This window comes from Streptomyces pinistramenti, assembly GCF_020564935.1.
Classification (GTDB): domain Bacteria; phylum Actinomycetota; class Actinomycetes; order Streptomycetales; family Streptomycetaceae; genus Streptomyces; species Streptomyces pinistramenti.
This window is the reverse complement of the sequence record NZ_JAJCXB010000030.1, coordinates 36,333-57,545: the sequence shown is the minus strand read 5'-3', so window position 1 is coordinate 57,545 and position 21,213 is coordinate 36,333. Positions and strand designations below refer to the sequence as shown.

General features: G+C 70.5%; 16 protein-coding genes. 6 read left to right on the top strand and 10 right to left on the bottom strand.

Features of this window, described 5'->3' with window-relative positions:
• Window positions 1-134: 134 nt before the first annotated feature.
• From LIU39_RS20710 to LIU39_RS20700, 3 genes are all read right to left on the bottom strand, one after another.
• Window positions 135-1,763 (bottom strand): peptide ABC transporter substrate-binding protein, encoded by a 1,629-nt coding sequence (locus tag LIU39_RS20710; protein ID WP_227048291.1) that lies wholly within the window; start codon window positions 1,761-1,763, stop codon window positions 135-137.
• 461 nt (window positions 1,764-2,224) lie between these two features.
• Window positions 2,225-4,096 carry a translational GTPase TypA gene (gene typA / locus LIU39_RS20705; RefSeq protein WP_227048290.1) on the bottom strand — a complete coding sequence of 624 codons (1,872 nt, stop codon included), beginning with the start codon at window positions 4,094-4,096 and terminating at the stop codon, window positions 2,225-2,227.
• A gap of 174 nt (window positions 4,097-4,270) precedes the next feature.
• Window positions 4,271-6,847 (bottom strand): ABC transporter substrate-binding protein, encoded by a 2,577-nt coding sequence (locus LIU39_RS20700; protein ID WP_227048289.1) that lies wholly within the window; start codon window positions 6,845-6,847, stop codon window positions 4,271-4,273.
• Window positions 6,848-7,212: 365 nt separating this feature from the next.
• Between LIU39_RS20700 and LIU39_RS20695 the strand changes: the two genes are divergently transcribed.
• The 5 genes from LIU39_RS20695 to LIU39_RS20675 all read left to right on the top strand — a co-directional run bounded on the left by LIU39_RS20695 (window position 7,213) and on the right by LIU39_RS20675 (window position 12,721).
• A complete protein-coding gene (locus tag LIU39_RS20695) occupies window positions 7,213-7,518 on the top strand; it encodes an Rv0250c family protein (RefSeq protein WP_227048288.1) in 306 nt (101 codons plus the stop codon).
• 71 nt (window positions 7,519-7,589) lie between these two features.
• Window positions 7,590-8,417 (top strand): succinate dehydrogenase subunit SdhC, encoded by an 828-nt coding sequence (gene sdhC / locus LIU39_RS20690; protein ID WP_227048287.1) that lies wholly within the window; start codon window positions 7,590-7,592, stop codon window positions 8,415-8,417.
• A gap of 42 nt (window positions 8,418-8,459) precedes the next feature.
• The gene (locus LIU39_RS20685; RefSeq protein ID WP_227048286.1) at window positions 8,460-10,412 is read left to right on the top strand and encodes a fumarate reductase/succinate dehydrogenase flavoprotein subunit; all 1,953 of its coding nucleotides are present in this window, start codon (window positions 8,460-8,462) and stop codon (window positions 10,410-10,412) included.
• Window positions 10,409-11,203, top strand: coding sequence for a succinate dehydrogenase/fumarate reductase iron-sulfur subunit (locus LIU39_RS20680; RefSeq protein ID WP_227048285.1), 795 nt, complete (start codon window positions 10,409-10,411; stop codon window positions 11,201-11,203). The genes LIU39_RS20685 and LIU39_RS20680 overlap by 4 nt, the downstream gene beginning before the upstream one ends.
• Window positions 11,204-11,308: 105 nt before the next feature.
• Window positions 11,309-12,721, top strand: a complete 1,413-nt coding sequence (locus LIU39_RS20675; RefSeq protein WP_227048284.1) for an amidohydrolase family protein — start codon at window positions 11,309-11,311, stop codon at window positions 12,719-12,721.
• Between the two features lie 44 nt (window positions 12,722-12,765).
• On the opposite strand, the gene LIU39_RS20670 is transcribed toward LIU39_RS20675, so the two are convergent.
• The 6 genes from LIU39_RS20670 to LIU39_RS20645 all read right to left on the bottom strand — a co-directional run bounded on the left by LIU39_RS20670 (window position 12,766) and on the right by LIU39_RS20645 (window position 19,997).
• A complete protein-coding gene (locus LIU39_RS20670) occupies window positions 12,766-15,417 on the bottom strand; it encodes a SpoIIE family protein phosphatase (protein ID WP_264483067.1) in 2,652 nt (883 codons plus the stop codon).
• Window positions 15,418-15,588: 171 nt separating this feature from the next.
• Window positions 15,589-15,978 (bottom strand): ATP-binding protein, encoded by a 390-nt coding sequence (locus tag LIU39_RS20665; protein ID WP_227048315.1) that lies wholly within the window; start codon window positions 15,976-15,978, stop codon window positions 15,589-15,591.
• Between the two features lie 285 nt (window positions 15,979-16,263).
• Window positions 16,264-16,689: a (deoxy)nucleoside triphosphate pyrophosphohydrolase gene (locus LIU39_RS20660; RefSeq protein ID WP_227048282.1), complete on the bottom strand. Its 426-nt coding sequence runs from the start codon at window positions 16,687-16,689 to the stop codon at window positions 16,264-16,266.
• A gap of 40 nt (window positions 16,690-16,729) precedes the next feature.
• On the bottom strand, window positions 16,730-16,909 hold the full coding sequence (locus LIU39_RS20655; RefSeq protein WP_227048281.1) for an SPOR domain-containing protein: 180 nt from the start codon (window positions 16,907-16,909) through the stop codon (window positions 16,730-16,732).
• A gap of 232 nt (window positions 16,910-17,141) precedes the next feature.
• Complete coding sequence (locus LIU39_RS20650) at window positions 17,142-18,902, bottom strand: APC family permease (protein ID WP_227048280.1); 1,761 nt, start codon at window positions 18,900-18,902, stop codon at window positions 17,142-17,144.
• Window positions 18,903-19,244: 342 nt separating this feature from the next.
• Window positions 19,245-19,997 (bottom strand): GntR family transcriptional regulator, encoded by a 753-nt coding sequence (locus tag LIU39_RS20645; RefSeq protein ID WP_227048279.1) that lies wholly within the window; start codon window positions 19,995-19,997, stop codon window positions 19,245-19,247.
• A 227-nt stretch (window positions 19,998-20,224) separates the two neighbouring features.
• Here LIU39_RS20645 and LIU39_RS20640 point away from each other — a divergent pair, with 227 nt between their 5' ends.
• A complete protein-coding gene (locus LIU39_RS20640; protein ID WP_227048278.1) occupies window positions 20,225-20,989 on the top strand; it encodes a PIG-L deacetylase family protein in 765 nt (254 codons plus the stop codon).
• 59 nt (window positions 20,990-21,048) lie between these two features.
• On the opposite strand, the gene LIU39_RS34985 is transcribed toward LIU39_RS20640, so the two are convergent.
• Complete coding sequence (locus LIU39_RS34985; protein ID WP_264483058.1) at window positions 21,049-21,180, bottom strand: hypothetical protein; 132 nt, start codon at window positions 21,178-21,180, stop codon at window positions 21,049-21,051.
• Window positions 21,181-21,213: the final 33 nt, after the last annotated feature.

Genomic DNA, 21,213 nt, shown 5'->3' with positions numbered 1-21,213 from the left:
CAGCCGGGCCCGGCGCAGGACCGGTGGGTCCTGCGCGGGCGGGCCGGCTGCTCCTGCCGCCGTGAGCGGTCGGATACGAAGCCCCGCTCGGGAGACCGGCCGGGTGGGCCGGTCTCAGGGGCAGTTGCGTCGGGTCAGCTGCTGACCTTGATCTTGGTGAAGACCGGGAAGCTGAACGCGTTGAGCTGGACGCCGGAGACGTGCTCGGACCAGCCGGCGGTGCCGTTCTGGTACCAGAGCGGGATGCTGACCATCTTGTCGAGGACGATCTTCTCGGCCTGCTTGTAGAGGTCGGTCGCCTTCTTGGTGTCCGGCTCGGCGCCGGCCTGCTGGAGCAGCGCGTCGAACTTCGGGTCGCTGAACTTGGCGTCGTTGGAGGCGCCGCCGGTGGCGTACAGCGGGGTCAGGAAGTTCTCGATCTGCGGGTAGTCCATCTGCCAGCCGGAACGGAAGGGCTGGGTCATCTCCCGCTTGGTGATCTGGTTGCGGAAGTCACCGAAGGTGCCGACGGGGTTGCCGACGCAGGCGGTGTCGTTGCCCAGCACCTTGTTGATGCTGTTGCAGACCGCGTCCACCCACTGCTTGTGGGAGTCCTTGTCGGCGTTGTACCCGATGGTCATCTTGCCGCCGGGGATGCCGCCGCCTTCCTTGATGAGCTTCTTGGCCTCGGTGGGGTTGTACGTGCAGGCGTCGCCGCAGACGTCCTTGCTGTAGCCGTTCGCGTCACCGAGGACCGGCGAGGTCAGGTCGGTGGCCGGCGTGCGGGTGCCGTTGTAGACCTTGTCGGTGATCGCCTTGCGGTCGATCGCCATCGACAGGCCCTTGCGGACCTTCTCCATGCCGGCCTTGTTCCAGCCGTCCTGGTAGAGCGGGAAGGTGATGACCTGGTTGATACCGGCCGGCTGCGAGAGGTAGTTGCCCTTCAGGTCCGACTTGGCGTTCCTGATCTGCTCCGCCGGCACGTCGTCGTCGACGTCGAGGTTGCCGGACTGGAGGTCGGCGTAGGCGGCGTTGGAGTCCGTGTAGACCTTGAGCAGGACGCCCTTGTTCTGCGGCTTGTCCTCGCCGATGTAGTGCGTGTTCGGGACAAGCTTCATCTGCTTGCCCTTGTCGTACGAGTCCACGGCGTACGGGCCGTTGCCGACCGGCTTGGCGAGGTAGGCGTCATGCTTGCTGAAGAACACCGTCGGCAGCGGCGCGAACGCCTTGTAGCCGAGACGGACCGGCCAGGTCGACATCTTCTCGTTCAGCGTGACGGTGAAGGTGTGGTCGTCGACGACCTTCAGCCCCGAGAGGGTCTTGGCGGTCGGCTTGCCCTCGGCGGGCGCGACCTTGTCGTAGCCCTTGATGTCGGCGAAGAAGTACGAGCCCTTCTGCGCGTTGGTGCTCAGCGCACCGTAGTTCCAGGCGTCGACGAACGAACGGGCGGTGACCGCCTCGCCGTTGGAGAACTTCTCGCCCTTCTTCACCTTGATGGTGAAGGTCTGCTGGTCCTTGGTGTCGATCGACTGGGCGACGTCGTTCTTGGCCTCGCCGGTCTTGGGGTCATAGCTCTTCAGGTTGCTGAAGATCATGTCCAGGACCTTGCCGCCGAGCACCTCGTTGGTGTTGGCCGGCTCCAGCGGGTTCTGCGGGTCGCCCCAGTTCGCCCGAACCACACCGGGTTCGGCACTCGCACTGCTGCTGCCGCCGCCACAGGCCGTCGCCCCCAGGGCCACGACTATCGCTCCTGCGACCCAGGTGGCGCTCTTGGCACCGCGCATGGGACTGCCTCCTCATGAGTCCATTTCCTGATATGGAAAGGAGCCGGCCCGCGACTGACACCCCTGACAGTCCGCAACCAGCCCCCGATGCTCGTGAGTCGGCGCTTCTTACGGCGCTTGACCCATTGACCCGAGCTCAATACCGCCCAGTCTCAGTCACGTTCCCGCCATAAGTCACGCGTAAGTGGTTGCGATTAAGTCACATCTGTTCACCTCGCCGTTCGGAATCCGGACAAACCAAACCATCCACACGGCCACGAATCGGACGAGGTGGGCAGCGGAACCTCAGATTCCTTCCACATTGCGGACTCCGGCTCATCAGGTGGAGACCAAAGCCCCGTTGACGATCCCCCACAACAGCGATATAAGCTCCCGCGCCCTCCCCGCACACGACAGCGCCCCGCCGGACGGAGAGTCCGGCGGGGCGCTGTGCGGTGCGGGTGGCGCGTGCCCTTGGAGGGTCAGCGCTTGGCGCGCGACGCGGAGCGGCCGCGCTCCTTCTGGTCCAGGACGACCTTGCGGATGCGCACGGTCTCCGGGGTGACCTCGATGCACTCGTCGTCGCGGCAGAACTCCAGCGACTGCTCCAGGGAGAGCTTGCGCGGCGGCACGACGTTCTCGGTCGAGTCCGCGGAAGCCGCACGCATGTTGGTGAGCTTCTTCTCCTTGGTGATGTTCACGTCCATGTCGTCGGCGCGCGAGTTCTCACCGATGATCATGCCCTCGTACACCTCGGTGCCCGGCTCCGTGAAGATCACGCCGCGCTCCTGGAGGTTGATCATCGCGAACGGCGTGACCGAACCGGAGCGGTCGGCGACCAGCGAACCGTTGTGACGGGTGCGCAGCTCACCGAACCACGGCTCGTGACCCTCGAACAGGGAGTGCGCGATGCCGGTGCCGCGGGTCTGGGTCAGGAACTCCGTACGGAAGCCGATCAGACCGCGCGAAGGAACGATCCACTCCATGCGGATCCAGCCGGAACCGTGGTTGGTCATGGTCTCCATGCGGCCCTTGCGGGTCGCCATCAGCTGCGTGATCGCGCCAAGGTGCTCCTCGGGGGAGTCGATCGTCAGGCGCTCGATCGGCTCGTGCAGCTTGCCGTCGACCTCCTTGGTGACGACCTCGGGCTTGCCGACGGTCAGCTCGAAGCCTTCCCGGCGCATGGTCTCGACGAGGATCGCCAGCGCCAGCTCGCCACGGCCCTGGACCTCCCAGGCGTCGGGACGCTCGGTGTCCAGCACGCGCAGCGAGACGTTACCGATCAGCTCGCGGTCGAGGCGGTCCTTGACCTGGCGGGCGGTGACCTTGTGGCCCTTGCCGCCCTTGCCGACCAGCGGCGAGGTGTTGGTGCCGATGGTCATCGAGATGGCCGGCTCGTCGACCGTGATCAGCGGCAGCGCGATCGGGTTCTCGGGGTCGGCCAGCGTCTCGCCGATCATGATGTCCGGGATACCGGCAACCGCGCAGATGTCACCCGGGCCCGCCTTCTCGGCCGGCTTGCGGGTGAGCGCCTCGGTCATCATCAGCTCGGTGATGCGGACGTTGGACATCGTGCCGTCACGCTTGATCCACGCGACGGTCTGGCCCTTCTTCAGCTCGCCCTGCTCGACACGGAGCAGCGCGATACGGCCGAGGAAGTTGTCCGCGTCGAGGTTGGTGACGTGCGCCTGGAGCGGCAGCGAGTCGTCGTACTCGGGGGCCGGGACGTGCTCAAGCAGCGTGCTGAAGAACGGCAGCAGGTCCTCGCTGTCGGCCGGGACGGTGCCGTCCTCCGGCTTGGTCAGCGAGGCGACGCCGTCACGGGCGCAGGCGTAGACGATCGGGAACTCGATCTGCTCCTCGTCCGCGTCCAGGTCCAGGAACAGGTCGTAGGTCTCGTTGACGACCTCGTCGATCCGGGAGTCCGGGCGGTCCGTCTTGTTGATGCACAGGATGACCGGCATCCGCGCCGACAGGGCCTTGCGCAGCACGAAGCGGGTCTGCGGGAGCGGGCCCTCGGAGGCGTCGACGAGGAGGACGACCGCGTCCACCATCGACAGACCGCGCTCGACCTCGCCACCGAAGTCGGCGTGGCCGGGGGTGTCGATGATGTTGATCGTGATGGGATCCCCGCCGTCCTTGGGGTGGTACTTCACGGCGGTGTTCTTCGCCAGGATCGTGATGCCCTTCTCACGCTCCAGGTCGTTCGAGTCCATCATGCGTTCGTCGAGGTTCTCGGCGGCGTGGGCAGCGAACGCTCCCGCCTGCTTGAGCATGGCATCGACGAGGGTCGTCTTGCCGTGGTCGACGTGGGCGACGATGGCTACGTTACGAATGTCGTGGCGCGTGGGCATACTGGCGGCGCTTCTCCCGGAATCGTGGATGGCGGCGCGTACGGTCCGGTACGCGCGCCCGCCGGGCATGAAGACGCCACGGCCTCACCCCATCGTACGTGGCTGCGGCGGCGATGGCCGCCCCAGCCCGTACGTATCGCACCTGACCTGCGGTTTCTTACCGATTGTTCGCCGTTACTTCGTATAACCGATGTCCTGGAAGCGCGGCATGGCGAAGCCGAAGGCGCCGACGTTGGCGAGCGACTTCTTCGTGGCGACCAGCTCGGGCCGCTGGTAGAGCGGGATCGATCCGGCGACGGCCCAGATCCGGGCGTCCGCCTTCTCCATCGCGTCCTGCGAGCTGTCCGGGTCCAGCTCGGAGACCGCCTGGTCGAAGAGCTGGTCGATCCGGTCGGTGCCGACCCGGGTGTAGTTCTGCTCGACGGTCAGCGAGCCGTCGGGCGCGGGCTGCGGCTTGGCGTAGATCGGCCGGGCGTCGGTGGCGGGGTAGGCGGTGCCGGGCCAGGTGTAGAGCGCCAGGTCGTAGTCGCCGGCGGCGATGTGGTCCTGGAAGTAACCGGCGCCCTCGACCTTCTGGACGGCGGTCCTGACGCCGATCCGGCCGAGCATCGCGGCGATCCGGTCACCCACGGTGCGCAACTGCTCGGAGCCGGGCCCGTCGGGCAGGACGAAGCGCAGGGTCAGCGCCTTGCCGCCCTTCTTCATGGCGGGAACCTGGGCGGCCGCGGCCCGGCCCGCCGACCGCCGCTCCGCATCCTCCTGCTTCCCGGCCTTCCCCTTCTTCTCGTTCTTCTCGTTCTTCTCGTTCTTCTCGTCCTGCCCGCCGGCCTGCGGTCCCGGGTTCCCGGCCGCCGCACCGTCGTCGCCGGACCGGTCGTCGTCGCCGGACCGGCCTTCGTCGGCGGACCGGTCGTCGTCAACGGTCGGGCCTTCGTCGGCGGCCTGGCCGGTATCGGTGGTCCGGCCGGTGCCGACGTATCCACCGTCGTCGCCGGACTCGCCGGACTCGCCGTTGTCGGCGTTCTGGCCGGTGTCGATCAGCTCGGCCGCCGCGAGGGCGTTGGTGGCCCGCTTGGTGTACGTCCGGGACTCGGCGGACGCGTCGCCCCCGGTGTCGCCGCCGGCCTCGTCCTCGCGGTCGGCGGCCGCGGCCCGGTAATACGTGGCGCTCTGCCGCAGCAGCGCCGCCTGCTGGACCTCGGCGCCGATCGCGCGGGCCGACGAGAGCGGGGCGGCCGCGGCGGCGGGGCGGCTGTCCACGGCGTGCTCGTCGTCGGGGTGGGCGGCGCGGCCCGCCGCCGGGGCGCGCTCCGGATTCCGGCCGTCGGCATCGTGCGCGGTCTTCGGGGAGGCGGCCGGTCCCGCCTTCGCGGAGGAGGAGGCGGAGGGATGCGCGGAGGCCGACGCGGAAGCGGACGAGGACGCGGTGCCGGCCGCATTCTCGTTCGCGGGCTGCGGCGACGCCTGGCCGCCGCCCTTCCCCGGCCGCCAGCCGGCATCCGCGAGCAGCGCCTTGGCCGCGCCCGTGTCCTGGCCGCCGATCGCGTCGCTGTGGTCCTCGTAGCCGTGCTGCCCGGCCAACAGGAGGTGACTGCCGAGCGGACGGGAGGGCAGTCGCAGCGGCTTGAGCACGGTGTCGGCGAGCTTCTGCCGGTCGATGGCGCGGGCCACCGCGCGGCGTACCCGCTCGTCGCTGAGCGGCCCGGTGCTGCCGTTGAGCGCGAGCTGCGTGTAGGCGGGCCCCAGGGCCTTGCGCAGGGCGTAGCCGGACAGGGCCTTCTTTCCGGCCGCGGCCTTGTGCGCCTGCGGCCCGGAGTTGCCCGCGTGCACGCTCTTCGGCAGGCTGCCCGGCACCGTGCCCCCGGAGGAGTCGACTTTCCTGGCGTCCGCCGTGTCGACCTCCGCCACGTCGATGTCCCCGGCGGCCAGCGCCTTGGCCCGCTGCGCGCGCGGCAGCGCCTGGAACACCACCCGGTCGAGCTTGGCCCGCGACCCCCACCACTTCGGGTTGCGGACCAGGGTGACGGTGCCCTCGTCGGTGTCGCGCCCCTCGACGGCGAACGGGCCCGCCGTCACCTTGAGGCGCTCGCGAGCGCCGTCGTTGAAGGCATCGGCACTGCCCATGACGCTCTGCGGGTAGAGCGGGCTGAACAGCGACCGCCAGTCCGCGTAGGGCTTGGCGAAGGTGACCTTGACCTCGTGCGCATGCGCGCCCTGTTCGACCTTGTCGATCCGGTCGTAGCCGGTGTTGCGCGCGGTCCAGTACGCGTTGTCCATGCCGCGCAGCGCCTTCCACTGGGCGACGAAGTCGGCCGCCCCGATCGCCCGGCCGTCGCTCCAGCGCGCCTTGGGGTTGAGCTTGTAGACGACAACCTGCCGGGGCTCGCGCTTGGTGATGTCGGCGGCCGTGAGGTAGTCGGCGTTGCGCTGCGGCGCGCCGCTCCTGTCGACGGTGAACAGCGTGGGCAGGACGGCGCCGGTGACCCGCGAGGTGGCTGCGTCGGCGTCGGCGTGGAACGCGTTGAGGGTGCCGGGCAGGGCGTCCACGGCCCAGCGGACCGTACCGCCGTCCCTGACCCGGCCGCGGGGCGCCGCCGCGATGTCCTGGGCGACCGCCGCCGACGCCCCTCCGTCGTCGTCGGCTCCGCAGCCGGCCAGCACCGGCAGTGGCAGCAGCACCCCCGCCGCGATGAGCGCGGCGCAACGGCGCCTGCGGCACGCCGCGCGGCCTGTGCTGACGTGGTCGGTCATGGCTGTTACCTCCGGGGCTCGCGCGCGCCGCCGCAACACGTTCGGCCGACTTTGCGGTTCATCACATCTATGGCTCCCCCCACTGAAAGCGACCGATCACGGCCCGGACACCCGACACGTCGAGCGGCGGGCCAAGGCCACCCACCCGGCCCAACACCCGTACGCACGGCGGACATGCGGGCCCGCGGGGCGCATGGGCAGGCCGCCCGGTGGCCGGCGGCGGGGCGTGGAAAGCGGCGCGGGGACCGAAACGCACCGGTTGGATCCGGTAATCACGACAGATCCCTTCCCAACACCTACTGTGACGCGCGACACTCACGGGCGCATGAGGTCGCCCACCACTCCTTCGGAAATGAGGGCACACCATGTCCCTTCACGACGATCTGACGGCGCTCGAACGGAGCCTGGGCGAACTGGTCCGGGCGGTGGGCCGGCTGGAGAAGCAGGTCGGCGGCGGCCTCGACATCCGCCGGGTGCGCAGCGACGCCGACCATCTGGGCGAGAGCCTGCGCCTGCTCAAGGAGAGCGTGGCCTCGTCCGGCCGTACGGCAGGCCGCCCGGCCACCGGGGACGAAGGTGTCGTCACCATCTCCGACGCCCCCTACGACTCCACGCTGTGGACCGACGCCGAGGACGAGGGCCTCGGCGCCAAGGACCGGCACGCACCCTGACCCCGGGGGCCGCGCCCCCCACCACCCGCTCCAGCCCCGCCCCGACGGAACGCCCTTGACGGAGACCGACGTTGGCCACTGGTACCGAACCCGCACCGAAGTCCGGCACGAGGGGCGTGCACGACGCCTCACGTGCCGCCATCCCCGCCCGTCACCTGCGGACCGACCGCTGGTGGCTGGCCCCGGCCGTCACCGCCGCCGGGCTCCTCGCGTTCATCGCCTACTCGACCTGGCGGGCCTTCGCGAACGCCGATTACTACCACGCGCCGTACGTCTCGCCGTTCTACTCGCCGTGCCTGGCGCAGAACTGCGCGCCGATGCACGGCGGCCCCAACTGGCAGATTTTCGGCAGCTGGTGGGGCCTGTCCCCCGCGCTGCTGATCCTGATCTTCCCGCTCGGCTTCCGGCTGACCTGCTACTACTACCGCAAGGCGTACTACCGCGGTTTCTGGGCCGCGCCGCCGGCCTGCGCGGTCGCCGAGCCGCACGCGAAGTACACCGGCGAGACCCGCTTCCCGCTGATCCTGCAGAACATCCACCGCTACTTCTTCTACGCCGCGGTGCTGGTGGCCTGCGTGCTCACCTACGACACCGTGCTGTCGTTCCGCGACGCGCACCACGCCTGGGGCCACATGGGCCTGGGCACCCTGGTGTTCCTCGCCAACATCGTGCTGATCTGGGCGTACACGCTCTCCTGCCACTCCTGCCGGCACATCGTCGGCGGCCGGCTGCGGCACTTCTCCAAGCACCCGGTGCGCTACCGGCTGTGGGGCTGGGTCGGCAAGCTCAACGAGCGGCACATGCTGCTCGCCTGGTCCTCGCTGATCAGCGTGGCCGTCGCCGACTTCTACGTCTTCCTGCTGGCGTCCGGCGTGTTCGACGATCCGCGGTTCTTCTGACGACAGCTCTTTCGACCCTTCCGAGGAAAGGTGTGCTCCGCGATGGCGCATGTGGACCGGCAGACGTGGGACGTGGTCGTGGTCGGCGCGGGCGGCGCCGGGCTGCGCGCCGCCATCGAGGCCCGCGAGGCGGGGCTGCGGACCGCGGTGATCTGCAAGTCGCTGTTCGGCAAGGCCCATACCGTGATGGCCGAGGGCGGCATCGCGGCCAGCATGGGCAACGTCAACGACGGCGACAACTGGCAGGTGCACTTCCGGGACACCCTGCGCGGCGGCAAGTTCCTCAACCACTGGCGGATGGCCGAACTGCACGCCAGGGAGGCGCCCGACCGGGTCTGGGAGCTGGAGACCTGGGGCGCACTGTTCGACCGCACCCCGGACGGCCGGATCTCGCAGCGCAACTTCGGCGGCCACGAGTACCCCCGCCTGGCGCACGTCGGCGACCGTACGGGCCTGGAGCTGATCCGCACGCTCCAGCAGAAGATCGTCTCGCTCCAGCAGGAGGACGAGCGGGAGTTCGGCGCGTACGACGCGCGGCTGAAGGTCTTCCAGGAGTGCACGGTGACCCGGGTGCTCAAGGAGGGCGGCGCTGACGGCGGCCGGGTCGCCGGGGCGTTCTGCTACGAGCGGGAGTCCGGCAGGTTCTTCGTCCTGGAGGCGCCCGCCGTGGTGCTGGCCACCGGCGGGATCGGCAAGTCCTTCAAGGTGACGTCGAATTCGTGGGAGTACACCGGCGACGGGCACGCGCTGGCGCTGCTGGCCGGGGCGCCGCTGGTGCACATGGAGTTCGTGCAGTTCCACCCCACCGGCATGGTCTGGCCGCCGTCGGTGAAGGGCATCCTCGTCACGGAATCCGTCCGCGGTGACGGCGGGGTGCTGCGCAACAGCGAGGGCAAGCGCTTCATGTTCGACTACATCCCGGACGTCTTCAAGGAGAAGTACGCGCAGTCCGAGGACGAGGGCGACCGCTGGTACGACGACCCGGACAACAACCGGCGCCCGCCCGAGCTGCTGCCCCGCGACGAAGTGGCCCGCGCCATCAACGCCGAGGTCAAGGCGGGCCGCGGCTCCCCGCACGGCGGCGTCTTCCTGGACGTCTCCACGCGGATGCCGGCCGAGGTGATCAAGCGGCGGCTGCCGTCCATGCACCACCAGTTCAAGGAGCTGGCGGACGTGGACATCACGGCCGAGCCGATGGAGGTCGGGCCGACCTGCCACTACGTGATGGGCGGCGTCGACGTCGATCCGGACACCGCGGCGGCGGCCGGCGTGCCCGGCCTGTTCGCGGCCGGTGAGGTGGCCGGCGGGATGCACGGCTCCAACAGGCTGGGCGGCAACTCCCTCTCCGACCTGCTGGTCTTCGGCCGCCGCGCCGGTCTGCACGCCGCCGAGTACGCGGCCTCGACGCTCACCAGGCCGCGCGCCGACCAGGCGCAGCTCGACGCGGCAGAGGCGGAGGCGCTGCGTCCGTTCAGCGCCGAGGGCGCCCGCGGCTCGGACCGCGCGCCGGGCCCCGCGGAGAATCCGTACACGCTGCACCAGGAGTTGCAGCAGACGATGAACGACCTGGTCGGCATCATCCGCAGGGCCGGCGAGATGGAGCAGGCACTGGAGCGGCTCGGGGAGCTGCGGGTGCGGGCCGGGCGGGCGGGTGTCGAGGGGCACCGGCAGTACAACCCCGGCTGGCACCTCGCCCTCGACCTGCGCAACATGCTGCTGGTCAGCGAGTGCGTGGCGCGCGCCGCCCTGGAACGCGAGGAGAGCCGCGGCGGGCACACCCGCGACGACCATCCGGAGATGGACCGGCACTGGCGCACCGTCAATCTGCTGTGCACGCTGGCCGGGCCCGACGGCGCGGCGGAGGATCCGGATCCGGCGCGCGGCCGGATCCGGCTCACCCGCCGCGAGACCCCGCCGATCCGGCGCGATCTGCTGGAACTGTTCGACAAGGACGAGCTGGTGAAGTACCTGACGGACGAGGAGCTGAGCCGGTGAGCGGGCAGGAGACGGGGCCTTCGGGCGCGTACACGGCGCACTTCCGGGTGTGGCGGGGCGATGCGGACGGCGGTGGCCTGGAGGACTTCCGGGTCGAGGTGCACGAGGGCGAGGTGGTGCTGGACATCATCCACCGGCTGCAGGCCACCCAGGCGCCGGATCTGGCGGTGCGCTGGAACTGCAAGGCGGGCAAGTGCGGTTCGTGCAGCGCGGAGATCAACGGGCGGCCGCGGCTGATGTGCATGACCCGGATGTCGGTCTTCGACCGGACGCAGACCCTCACGGTCACGCCGATGCGGGCCTTCCCCGTCATCCGGGATCTGGTCACCGACGTGTCGTTCAACTACGTGAAGGCGCGCGAGGTGCCGGCGTTCGTGCCGCCCGCCGAGTTGTCGCCCGGTGAGTACCGCATGCAGCAGGAGGACGTGAACCGTTCGCAGGAGTTCCGTAAGTGCATCGAGTGCTTCCTGTGCCAGGACACCTGCCATGTGGTGCGCGACCACGAGGAGAACAAGGGGGCATTCGCCGGGCCGCGCTTCCTGATGCGGATCGCGGAGCTGGACATGCATCCGCTGGACGCGGCGTCCGAGGCCGGTCTCGACCGCAGGCGCACCGCGCAGGACGAGCACGGGCTCGGCTACTGCAACATCACCAAGTGCTGCACCGAGGTCTGCCCGGAGCAGATCAGGATCACCGACAACGCGCTGATCCCGCTCAAGGAACGTGCCGCGGACCGCAAGTACGACCCGCTGGTGTGGCTGGGCAACAAGATCAGGCGGCGCGGCGACTGAGCGGCGGAGCACCCACGTCGCCTTTACCACAAGGAAATTGACGTTCCGTCAGTTGGCCGGAATGGGCCTTATCGATGCGTAGCCCGCGCACGCTATAAGAACGGAATGAACTTTCCGAAGATAACCAGACGCCGGGTGCTGGCGGGCCTCGGCAGCGTCCCGCTGGCGGCCGCCGCCGGCACCCCCGTACGCCACCGCCCCGCTCCCCCGGCGCCGCCCGAGCCGGACGGCACCCGCCGCACCACCCTCATCCGGGGCGCCGACCTGGTGCTCACCATGGACCCCGCACTCGGCGACGGGACGCTGGGCACCCTGGAGGACGGTGTCGATGTCCTGCTGCGCGAGGGCACCATCGCCGCCGTCGGCCGCCGGCTCGGCGTCCCGCCCGGCGCCCGGGTGATCGACGCACGCGGCAAGCTGGTGCTGCCGGGCTTCGTCGACCTGCACAACCACCTGTGGCAGTCCAGCATCCGCGGCGGCTGCGCCGACCAGGACCTGAACGGCTGGCTGTCCGCCTGCAACCGCGCCGTCCTGCCCAAGATCCACCCCGCCGACATGTACCGCTTCGTCCACCTGGCCGCCCTCGACGCACTCCAGGCCGGCGTCACCACCGTCGTCGACTGGGTGCACGCCATCCCCTACGACACCAGCGGGCGCTACGTCAGGGCCCTGGACGACGCCGGCCTGCGGTTCGTCTACGCGATGACCCAGAGCGGCGCCGACCGCCACCTCATCCGCGAGGTCAAGAAGGACTTCATCGACCCGCTGCCGCTGGCCTCGGCCCAGGTGTCGGTGCACGCGGGCATGTCGGACATCAAAGACCTGCGACAGCTCCACGACCTCTCCCGCGAGCTGGACCTGATGATCAACTCCCATGTGCTGGAACACCGCGACGACCGTAAGGACGAACAGATCCGTGCGCTGCGCGAGGTCGGCGCGTTCGGCCCGCGGCTCCTGATGAACCACGCCGTCCACCTCACCGACGACGAGATCGCGCTCACCGGCGACCACGACGTACGCGTCGCGCACTGCCCGCTCAGCAACATGCGGCTGGCCTCCGGCATCATGCCGCTGCCCGCGCTGCACCATCGCCGCGTACGGGCCGGGCTCGGGCACGACGGCGGGACGAACGACACCTCCGACATGTTCGCGCTGATGAAGGCCGCGGTCGGCCTCCAGCGCGCCCGCCACGAGGACGCCGGCATCCACCCGACGATCCCCGCCGTACTGCGGATGGCGACGCTCGGCGGAGCGGAGTGCATCGGGATGGCCGACCGGGTCGGCTCGCTGACCCCGGGCAAGCGCGCCGACGTCCTCGTCCTCGACCCCGGCACCCTCAACTTCGCCCCGCGCTACGACTGGACCAGCCAGATCGTTCTCAACGGCCAACCGCCCAACCTCTCCCACGTCTTCGTGGACGGATGGCTGCGCAAGGACCGCGGCGAGCTGACCGGGGTGGACACCGCGCGGGTGGTGCACGAGGCGGAGCGGGCCGCGGCACACGTGCGCGCCGCCTGACCCCGGCCCGCCGGCGGCCCCCGTCCGGGCCGTCCCGCCAGGGCTCAGAACAGGCTCAGCAGCGCCTCGGCCGGATCCAGCGCCTCCGACTCACCGTCCGGCAGCGCAAGTTCGAACCAGACGGTCTTGCCGCGCGGGGTACGGCGGCTGCCCCAGCCGGAGCTGAGCAGCCCCACCAACTGAAGCCCGCGGCCGCCCTCGTCCGTGTCCCGGGCCCGGCGCCGACGCGGCTGGGCGAGGTCGGCGTCCCACACCTCGCAGACCAGCGAACGGTCCCGCAGCAGCCGCAGCCTGATCTCGCCGTGACCGTGCCGCAGCGCGTTGGTGACCAGCTCGCTCACCAGCAACTCCGTGGTGTCCACCAGGGCTTCGAGCCCCCAGTCGGTCAGCTGGTCACGGGCCAGCTCGCGGGCGCGGGCCACCGAACGTGCCTCCGGGGCCAGATTCCAGTCCCCCACCGCGTCCTTGGGCAGACCGTGCACCCGAGCCATCAGCAGGGCGATGTCGTCCTCGCCGTGCGAGGTGTCCAGCGCGCTCAGGACGTGATCGCAGGCGTCCTCCAGCAGCTGGTCGGCCTCCGACAGCGCCCCGCGGAACGCCTGTAGCCCCTCGTCCAGCGGATGGTCACGGGACTCGACGAGCCCGTCGGTGTAGAGGGCGAGCAGCGCACCGTCCGGCAGCTCGACCTCGATCTCCTCGAACGGCTCGCCGCCGACCCCCAGCGGCATCCCCGGCGGCACATCGAGCAGCAGAGCGTCCTCGCCCTCCTCGACCAGCACCGGCGGCAGATGCCCGGCGTTGGCGAACGTACACCGGCGGGTGACCGGGTCGTACACGGCGTAGACGCAGGTGGCGAGGTAGACCTCGGAGAGGTCGGCGGTGCCGGCGCGGCGCCCGCTCTCGGCGCCCGTGCCGGACTGCGACCGCTTGCCGGTCCGCCCCTCGCCGCCGCCGAGCCCCCGCGCGATCTCGTCCAGCGCCGAGAGCACCTCGGCAGGCTCCAGGTCAAGCAGCGCCAACGTCCTTACGGCGCTGCGCAGTTCACCCATCGCGACGGCGGCGCGCAGCCCGCGGCCCATGACGTCGCCGATGACCAGGGCCGTGCGGTGTCCCGGCAGCTCGATGACGTCGAACCAGTCGCCGCCGACCTCGGTGGCGGTGGTGCCGGGCAGGTAGCGGCAGGCGATGTCCAGGCCCGCCGCCTCCGGGTCGCCGGGCGGCAGCAGGCTGCGCTGGAGTATCAGCGCCCGCTCGTGCTCCCTGCGGTAGAGCCGGGCGTTGTCGATGCAGACCGCGGCGCGGGCCGCCAGCTCGACCGCCAGCGCGGTGTCCCGCTCCCCGAACGGCTCGCTGCCCTTCGTACGGGAGAACTGCACCAGGCCGACGACGGTGTCCCTGGCGACCATCGGGACGGCGAGGGTGGAGTGCACCACCGCGCCCAGCTCCGGCCCTTCGTCGCTCTCCCGGCCGGGGATGATCTGCGCCTGCGCGGTCCGCAGGGCGCCCGCGCACGGGGAGTTGAACGGGTAGCGGTGCACCGCGCCGACGGCGACCGGATCGCGCTCGCCCTCGGCGACGCAGCAGGTCATGGTGGCGAGCGGGGCGTCGGACACCGCGCTGGAGAAGGCGACTCTGCGCAGTTCGGCGCTGCCGTCGCTCATGCCGGGCGGGGCTTCGTCACCGGCCAGCAGCCCTTGGAAGAGGTCCACCGACGCCAGGTCGCAGAACTGCGGGACGGCGACGTCCAGAAGGGTCCGGGCGGTGGTCTCCAGGTCGAGGGAGTTGCCTATCCGGGCGCCGGCTTCGTTGAGCAGCGCGAGATTGCGGCGGGCGTTGGCGGCCTCCCGCTCGGCGCGGCGGCGTCCTGTGACGTCGGCGGCGAGCGCGGCGACGCCGATCGGACGGCCGCTGGCGCCGTGCAGACGGTAGAGCGAGACCGACCAGCGGCGCCGGTCCTGCTCGCCCGGCACCACACCCACCAGCTGCATCTCGGTGACCGGCTCGCCGGTTTCCAGCACCCGGCGCAGCGCGACGGTCATCCGCTCGGCCTCGGACCGCGGCAGGAAGTCGTGCGGGGTGCCGCCGCGGTACTTGCTCGCCGGGCCGCCGAAGACCGTGGCGAACCGTTCGTTGACCCGCAGCAGCTTGAGCCGGGTGTCGAACAGGGTGAAGCCCATGGGCGATTGACCGAAAACGGCCTGCGAGGCGGCGAGGTCGGTCTCGATGCCGCGCAGCGCCCGGACGTCGACGACCAGACAGACCGCGGTCCGCTCGCCGGCCTCCGTCTCGGACGGCATCACATAGATCTCCGCGAGCCCGTCGGCCTCGGCGCCCTCCTCCCGGTGATAGGGCACCAGGCCGGTCCACTCCCGGCCGTCGAGGATCTGGGACACCGTACGGCGGCCGGTCTCGCGCAGCTCTCTGGGGACGAACGCCTCGACGGGATCCTTGCCGACCGCGTCCCGTGCGGTGATACCGAGCATCTCGGCGGCCCGCTCGCTCCACCGGTCGATCCGCCCGTCGGGGCCGAGCGAGAAGGAGGCGACGCGGATGTAGTCGTAGATCGAGCCGGGCCTGCTGCTCTGCCACACGGGCGGGGGCGGCGGCAGGGGCGCAGGCCGGGCGGCGCCCTGGGCATCCGGTCCGTCCGCACCCCGACCAGCGGTCTGTGCGGGTACCGTCCCACCAGATGACATCTCGCTCACGAGCCCCGTCCCCTCCAGCTCATCGTGCCCGGACCGGACTAGCCGAGTAAATCAGCACCGCGGCCGTCCGGAACACGGTCTTCACGATCACAGCACAGTCTCGATCGCAGCCCATCCACAGAATGTCGATGAAATGGCAACGATCAGGACTCCACCTGTCTCCTAACCCGCCACCGACAGCTCGAACCACACTGTCTTGCCGCTCTTTCCGCGACGGGTGCCCCACCGCCGTGACGTGCACGCCACCAGCTGCAATCCGCGGCCCCCCTCGTCGTCGGGGGCCGCGGTGCGTTCCTGCGGCGGATCGGGCAGCGGATCGGACACCTCGACCAGCAGACCGCCCCCGCTGAGCAGCACCATGCGCACGCCGATGGGGCCGCTGGCGTAGCGCAGGGAATTGGTGACCAGTTCGCTGACGAGCAGGACGGCGACATCGACGGAGGACTCCAGGCCCCAGTCGGAGAGCGCCTGGCGGACCATCGCACGGGCGGTGCGTACGGAGCCGGGATCCGCCGGGAAGCTCCATTCGGCGATGGGGGAACCGGAGGCCATGCCGCGGCGGCGGACGTACGTGGAGGCCGACTCCGGGGCCCCTGCCGCTGCGCTGTCGCTCACGCCGATCACTTCCCAGCCCGATGCGATGCCCGTCGACATCACCCATAAAGAAAAGGGTCAATCAGGACATACCCGATATCGAGGCGCAAGTACCGCCTTCCGCCGGGCACTGTTCCACACCCGCCACACTTCGGCCCGACGCGGCGCCAGGCCCTCCCACCCGCAGCACGCCGGACTCACCCGAACCCGGGCACGAGACGAACCCGAGACGAGCGCGAGCGGCTAGGCGTTATCCGTCGCGGCCGATCCCACGGCTTCCCGCAGCCGACGCATCGCCTCGGCGACCGCCGGGCGGTCCTGGTCCAGCCAGTCGACCGACAGCTCCTCGCTCGGCGGCAGCCAGCGCAGCTCGTCGTGATCCTGGAGGGGCCGTGGCTCCCCCGACACCAGCCGGGCGGCCCAGACCTGCAGCACGAATCCGGGACGCAGCGGCCACTCACCGGCGATCCGCTCCCCCGGCTCCGCCTCGACACCCAACTCCTCGCGCAGCTCGCGCACCAGGGCCTGCTCGGGTGTCTCGCCGTCCTCCACCTTGCCGCCGGGCAGCTCCCAGCGGCCGGCCAGCGCGGGCGGCGCGCTGCGCCGGGCGGCCAGCAGCCGTCCCCGGTCGAGCACCGCTCCGCCCACCACCACACGCACCGTCGTCATACGCGGCAGCCTACGGCGCACACTGCCCCGCGCAACCCGCTCAGCCGGTCGTCCGCCCCACCTTCTCCACCACGTAAAGCCGCTGGTCGCCGCGGGCGTCGAGCCCGCCGGCCACCTTCTCCGCCTCCGCGCGGGTGGCGTACCTGCCCACGCGATAACGATTGCCGCCTTCGTCCTGACGGATGACGAGCCAGGGCAGCACGGCCCCACTGTCGCTCATCGCGCCCCTCCGTCCGCCGTGCAGCGCGCCCGCGCGCGCCCCTCCTGTACCGATACCGAAACCGCATTCTGCATATGCCCGACCCTACGCCCGACCTTCACTCAGCGGATACGGAATGGCACAAAGAGATACCGAACCGGCCACCCGCGGGCCCCCGGCGAACCGGGAGGGGCCTGCGAGCGGCCGGTGGAGCCGGTGACGGCTCGGTGGTGCGGGGTGCTTCTCCGGGACGTCAGGCGCCGGTACGGGCCTTGCCCTCGCCCGCCGGGTCGTCGTCGGACCCCGCGGATTCGGCGGAGCGCTGGGCGCCGACACCGGCCGCTTCAGCCGCCTCGGCTGCCTCGTCGGCCTCGTTCGCCGCCTGGATCTCCGTCTCGACCTGGACCAGCGAGGGGTTGCGCCACGAGCTGCGCACGCCCCAGAAGTAGAAGCCGAGGCCGACCAGCGCGACGACGACGATGTCCCAGCCCGGAGGCAGGTAGCCCTTGCCGCCGAACTCCTTGCCGCCCATGTACGAAATCATGGCCATGACCAGCAGGTACGCCACCATCCAGGCGCCGGCCTTGAGGTGCGGCCGCAGCTCGGCCCACGGCTTGCGGCCCTGGGTGAGCGGCTTGCCGATCTCGTACCAGGCCCAGACCGGCAGTCCGACGGCCATGATCAGGATGACCTTGCCGGTGAGCGGCCAGCGGCCCCAGTAGAGCACCAGCGAGCCGAAGACCATCGCGATCGGCGCGATCACCGGCATCACGCGCAGCTTGACCGGCCGCTTGAGGCCGGGCGAAAGCCGGCGCAGCGACATCACGGCGACCGGTCCCGTGATGTACGAGATGACGGTCGCGACCGAGACGATCTCGGCGAGCGAGCCCCAGCCGCGGAAGACCGCCAGGAAGAGGAAGGCGATGACGAGGTTGAGCACCAGCGCGGGCCGCGGCACACCCGTCTTCTTGTCGACCTTGCCGAAGATGCCGGGCAGGTGACCGTTCTCCTGGACGCCGTTGATCATGCGCGAGGTGGTGGCCGCGTAGATCATGCCGGTGCCGGACGGGGAGATGAACGCGTCGGCGTAGAGCAGCATCGCCAGCCAGTTCAGGCCCCAGGCGACGGCGAGGTCGGCGAGCGGGGAGTTGTAACCGAGACCGGCCCAGCCGCCCGAGGCACCCAGCTTGTCGCCCGGGACCGCCATCAGGAAGGCGACCTGCAGCGCGACGTAGATGACCAGCGCGATCACGATGGACCAGATGACGGCCTTGGGCAGCGACCGGCCCGGGTTACGGGCCTCACCCGCGAGGTTCAGCGGCGACTGGAAACCGTTGTAGGCCCAGACGATGCCGGAGACCGCGACGGCGGTGAAGACCGAGCTCCAGCCGTTGGGTGTGAAGCCGCCGTGATCCTTGATGTTGCTGGTGTCGAAGTGCGCCAGCATCAGCGCGCTCGCGGTCAGGATCGGGACGACGACCTTGAAGACCGTGATGGCCGTGTTGGTCTTCGCGAACAGCGTGATCGCGAACCAGTTCAGGAAGAAGTAGAAGATCAGCAGCACACTGGCGAGCGCCACACCGGTGCCCGTCAGCTCCTTGCCGTCGTACAGCCCGTGCGTCCAGCCGAAGTCCCAGGAACTCATGTACTGCACGGAGGCGGTGGCCTCACCGGGGATCACCGAGACGATCGCGATCCAGTTGGCCCAGGCCGCGAGGTATCCGGCGAGCGAGCCGTGCGAGTACTGGCCGTAACGGACCATGCCGCCGGCCTTCGGGAACATCGAGCCCAGCTCGGTGTACGTGAGGGCGATCGTGAGCGCGACAACCGCGCCGATGATCCAGGCGAGGATGGCGGCAGGACCGGCAATGGCGGCCGCCCGCTCGGCTCCGAAGAGCCAGCCGGAGCCGATGATCGATCCGAGACCAGTGGCGGTCAGGGCGATGGTCCCGAGGGACCGACGGTAATTCGAATGCGAGCCCTGCTCCGCACTCGTGGTTTTCGTCTGGCTCACGTGCTTGGTCTCCTGGTCTTCCCCCGTGCCGTGCACAAACTTCGCCATCGTAAGAGCCAATCAGATGATCGGCTTCCCTTACTCGGCAAAAAGTCCCGCCCGACTGAGGGTCTGTGAGTTTTCCCACGGCACGTTTCAGCCGACAATTCAGCACGAATCCAGACATAGCGACGGCATAAGTGGCGCAACGAGCGCCGAGAAGAGGCCGGCAAACGGCCGTGGAATCACCCAGGGCGCAGGGGCGCAGCAGGGGCGCACGCGACCGCCCCTGCGCCGTCCCGCATCAGGGCGCCACAAGCCCGCACGTCCCTTCCGGACCGGCCCTGACGCACCGGCAGGCGGCTACCGCACCGGCAGGTGGTACGTCACCCGATGGCGGTCGGCGAGCGTGACCACGTCCGCCGTCTCCACGGGCCGCCCGCCCGCGCAGTACGTCCGCGAGATGACCAGCACCGCGTGCCCCGGCACGCCGCCCAGCACCATGACCTCTTCCGCGAGGCCCGGCCGCGAACCGATCTCCTCCACGACGTTGTCCACCACGATGTCGATGGCGGCCATCCGCTCGACCACCCCGCGGCCGGCCAGCGGCCCCTCCTCGGGCAGCATCACCGGCGTGCGCCCGGTCACCTCCAGGGGCTCCCAGGAGGTCGACAGCATGGCGGGCTCACCCTCGGCGCGAAAGACGTAGCGCGTACGCATCACCCGGGCCCCGCGCTGGATGCGCAGCCGCCCGGCAACGGCGGCACCGGCCTCCTCCTGGCCGCTGCTGGACTCCCAACTCCCCTTCACCCGCTCGTCGGTCTGCTCCTGCCGGAACGGCGTGCAGGCCGGGCCCGTGTGGTATCCGGCGCGGGCGATCCGGCGCGGGACGGGCCGCTCGCGCACATACGTACCGGAGCCGGAGCGGCCCTCGACGAGCCCCTCGGCCATCAGGACCTTGCGGGCCTCCAGGGCGACCGTGTCCGAGACGCCGTACTCCGCGCGGATGCGGGCCTGGGAAGGGAGGCGGGTGTGCGGCGGCAGCACGCCGTCGACGATCTTCTGGCGCAGGTCGCCGGCGACGCGGAGGTACGCGGGCTGCTCACCGAAAGGCACGTGCCCCTCCCCAACAGCTTGACAGTCAGCAACAGCGTGGCAACCCTGCGTTGTCACCCGCAAGCCTGGGCCAGAAAATCACTCAAAGTCATGATCCCCAGCTCATCCGACATACCGATCAAGAAAACGGATCAGTTTCCCCTGCCGCCCCACCCCTTTACTGCCACGATCGAACGGGCACCGCACCCGCCCCCGACCTCACGTCAGGCCCCGAGCAAGGAGCCCCCATGCCCCCCGAATCCGCGCCCGACATCCTCCCCCCGCTCGCCGCCATGCCCGACGACTGGCAACGCGCCCTCGCGATCGTCGCCCACCCCGACGACCTCGAATACGGCGCGGCCGCCGCCATCGCCGAATGGACGGCGGCCGGACGCGAGGTCGGCTACCTCCTGGTGACCCGAGGCGAAGCAGGCATCGACGGCCTCGCGCCGGAACGGTGCGCCACGGTGCGCGAGGCCGAACAGCGGGCCGGTGCCGCCCTGGTGGGCGTCGACACCGTCGAATTCCTCGACCACCCCGACGGCGTCATCGAAGCAACCACGGCCCTGCGCCGCGACCTGGCAGCCGCCGTCCGCCGCCACCGCCCCGAACTCCTCGTCACCCTCAACCACCACGACACCTGGGGCGGCGTCCACTGGAACACCCCCGACCACCGGGTGGTCGGCCGCGCCGCCCTGGACGCGGCGGGCGACGCGGGAAACCGCTGGATCTTCCCCGAACTCGCCACAGAGCAGGGCCTCGCCCCCTGGAACGGCGTCCGCTGGGTGGCCGTGGCGGGCTCCCCCTACCCCACCCACGCCGCCGAGGTGGGCCCCGGCATCGACCGCGCCGTCGACTCCCTCGCCGCCCACCGCACCTACATCCAGGGCCTCGCCCCCACCCACCAGGACCCGCACACCTACGCCCGCGCCTTCCTCACCCCCATGCTCCAGGCCGGCGCCACCCGCCACCGGGGGCGGCCTGCAACGCTGTTCGAGGTCTTTCCCCGGTGAGGGCGGCGGGGCGGGCGGGGGGGACGGAACGACTGAGGGGCCGGCCCCCGTCCGCCGGGTTAGGCCGGTGACGTGGTCCAGGCATCGGAGACGGTGATGCCGTCGCCGGTGGCACCGCCTTCGGGCACCAGCAGCGGGGCGGCCTCAAGTACCCCGGCACCGTCCGGGCGCCGATGACGGATCAGCAGCACAGCGCCCTCTCCTGACGGCCGCAATCGCTGGGG

Coding starts and splice junctions, on each gene's coding strand:
- LIU39_RS20695 (WP_227048288.1), top strand. CDS start 7,213: ATGTCCCTTCACGACGATCTGACGGCGCTCGAACGGAGCCTGGGCGAA.
- typA (WP_227048290.1), bottom strand. CDS start 4,096: ATGCCCACGCGCCACGACATTCGTAACGTAGCCATCGTCGCCCACGTC.
- LIU39_RS20655 (WP_227048281.1), bottom strand. CDS start 16,909: ATGAGCGACAGTGGGGCCGTGCTGCCCTGGCTCGTCATCCGTCAGGAC.
- LIU39_RS20675 (WP_227048284.1), top strand. CDS start 11,309: ATGAACTTTCCGAAGATAACCAGACGCCGGGTGCTGGCGGGCCTCGGC.
- LIU39_RS20665 (WP_227048315.1), bottom strand. CDS start 15,978: ATGGCCTCCGGTTCCCCCATCGCCGAATGGAGCTTCCCGGCGGATCCC.
- LIU39_RS20670 (WP_264483067.1), bottom strand. CDS start 15,417: ATGTCATCTGGTGGGACGGTACCCGCACAGACCGCTGGTCGGGGTGCG.
- LIU39_RS20710 (WP_227048291.1), bottom strand. CDS start 1,763: ATGCGCGGTGCCAAGAGCGCCACCTGGGTCGCAGGAGCGATAGTCGTG.
- LIU39_RS20700 (WP_227048289.1), bottom strand. CDS start 6,847: ATGACCGACCACGTCAGCACAGGCCGCGCGGCGTGCCGCAGGCGCCGT.
- LIU39_RS20640 (WP_227048278.1), top strand. CDS start 20,225: ATGCCCCCCGAATCCGCGCCCGACATCCTCCCCCCGCTCGCCGCCATG.
- LIU39_RS20660 (WP_227048282.1), bottom strand. CDS start 16,689: ATGACGACGGTGCGTGTGGTGGTGGGCGGAGCGGTGCTCGACCGGGGA.
- LIU39_RS20685 (WP_227048286.1), top strand. CDS start 8,460: ATGGCGCATGTGGACCGGCAGACGTGGGACGTGGTCGTGGTCGGCGCG.